At 66.3% G+C, this 2134-nt stretch carries 2 protein-coding genes and 2 pseudogenes; 2 read left to right on the top strand and 2 right to left on the bottom strand.

The features are described from left to right. Positions 1-262: pseudogene (locus tag LQV45_RS27565) on the bottom strand (endonuclease/exonuclease/phosphatase family protein); the annotation flags it as partial. 195 nt (positions 263-457) lie between these two features. Between LQV45_RS27565 and LQV45_RS27570 the strand changes: the two are divergent. Then, positions 458-1261, top strand: coding sequence for a thioesterase family protein (locus tag LQV45_RS27570; RefSeq protein ID WP_230010034.1), 804 nt, complete (start codon positions 458-460; stop codon positions 1259-1261). Positions 1262-1263: 2 nt separating this feature from the next. Here LQV45_RS27570 and LQV45_RS27575 read toward each other — a convergent pair whose 3' ends face one another. Then, positions 1264-1647, bottom strand: coding sequence for a DUF2177 family protein (locus LQV45_RS27575; protein WP_230010036.1), 384 nt, complete (start codon positions 1645-1647; stop codon positions 1264-1266). 16 nt (positions 1648-1663) lie between these two features. Between LQV45_RS27575 and LQV45_RS27580 the strand changes: the two are divergent. Continuing rightward, a pseudogene (locus LQV45_RS27580) lies at positions 1664-2134 on the top strand (lipoate--protein ligase family protein); the annotation flags it as partial.

The raw sequence follows: 2134 nt of genomic DNA on the forward strand, positions 1-2134 counted from the left end.
GGACACGGTCGTGCATGGACTTCTTAAGGGCGAAGGTCTTGGTCTCGTAGGCCGTGAAACGGCTCATGCGGTAATAGATCGCCAGGCCCAGCCGGTTGCCCTTGGTGGAATCGGCCAAGTGCAGATCCCCGATGGTCTCCGGCAGATCGTCCGTATCGCACTCCTGGAGGCACAAAGCATCAATCTCGAAATCACGTGCCAGATCGACCAGCTCGCCGCTGGCCGCGTGCTTGCGGAGGTTGTAGCTGATGACTCTAAGCAGGGGGAGCACCTCTTCGGTGAATAGTCGTTAAAACCTCACCCGAGTCTACCCAGTCCGAGCGGATCGGTTGGGAACAAGCGCAACGCGCGTCCGGGGTCCGCGCCGGATCGGAGCCGGAAACACAGCGGCCGGGAACACTGAAAGCGCAGCAGGATAGTGTGTTCTGGAATCACCAGCCATGCGAAAGGGCGGACGTTGACTGCTGCACTACCGGAACTTGCCGAGGGCGATTTCTACTACGAGGTCCTGGGGGACGGGCGGTTCCGCTCCACCATCCACGCCCAAGGCGCCTGGAACGAACACGAGCAGCACATGGCCCCCGCGTCCGGCATCATGGCCGACCGCCTGGCCCGGCATGAGCCCCGCGAAGACATGCGCATGGCGCGGCTCAGCTACGAAATCCTCGGGCTGATCCCCGGCGGTGAGTTCGAGATCGTGACCTCCACCCTGCGCCCGGGACGGACCATCGAACTGGTGCAGGCCGAGCTCGTTTCCGGCGGGCGCACGGCCATTCGCGCCACGGCCTGGCGGATGATCACCTCTGACACGTCCGCCATCGCGGCCTTCGAGGATCCCAGGATTCCGGCGCCGGAGGACTGCGAGCCGTACGACGCCGCGGCCGTCTGGCCCGGCGGCTACATCGCCTCACTGCACATGCGGATCGCCGAGGGCCACCGGGCGGGCTCGGGAACCGTCTGGCTCCGCACCGACTACCCGCTGACAGACCGGGCGGACAGCGGCGACCTCGCCCGGCTGGTCGGCCTCGTGGACACGGCGAACGGCATTGCCGCCCGGGTCCCGCCGGGCAAGGGCAGCTACGCCTTCCCCAACCTGGACCTGCAGATCCACATGTACCGGCAGCCGGAGGGGGAGTGGCTGGGGCTGGACAACGAAGTCACGTTCGGTACGGACGGGATCGGGCTCACCTCCACGGTGCTGCATGACCTCACAGGCCCATTCGGACGCGCGGAACAGATCCTGACGCTGCGCAGGTCCTAGTTCTAGTGGAAGACGAGCCAGCCGGCCAACGTGGCCAGCGCCGTCAACACGGCACCCCAAAGGATGTCCACGACGATCAGCTGCCACGGCCACGTCTTGAGCGTTGCGGCATTTGTCAGATCGTAGGTGGCGTAGCCAAACACGCCCAGCGCGGCACCGTAGCCCACAGCGCTGAGCCAGCTGCCGCCGTCGAGCGCTGGCGTCAGGGCAAAGAACACGATCCCGGCGATGTAGATCACGTAGAACACCACCGCGTAACCTAGATTGGGCTTGTCGGCCATCAGGTCACCGATCTGGCGGCGGTAGAACGGGTTCATCGTCTTGAGCCAGATGGCGTCGATGATGGCGAATGCGGCGGCTACGACGAGGAATTGCAGAATGACCATAAGGGAGCATAACAACATGCCGCAGGCGCGAGCCGGGTCCCGGACACTGACGGTGGTGCGGCAGCAGGAATCACTTGGCGCCGCGGCCGACCTCGACTTCGCGCTCGGGCTCCTCCAGAAGGTCAAAACCGGCTCGCTGGGTCCCACCTTGCGGCTGTACCGGCCGGTTCCCACGGTCGCCTTCGGCCAGCGCGACACGCACCTGCCAGGCTTCGAGGCCGCCGCCAACGCCTGCCGGCAGCTGGGCTTCGAGCCGCTGGTCCGCAAGGCCGGAGGCCGCGCGGCGGCGTACCACGAGCGAACCCTCGTCATCGACCACCTGGAACCCGATGCGGACGCGATTGCCGGGGCCAAGGGGAGGTTTTCGCGTTTCGGCGAACTGCTCGCCGGGGCACTGCGCGACGCCGGGGTGGATGCCGGCGTCGGTGAGATCCCGGGGGAGTACTGCCCCGGCGAGTTCAGCGTGCACGGCAGCGACCCGGAGGTC

The organism is Microbacterium sp. Bi128, from assembly GCF_918698205.1.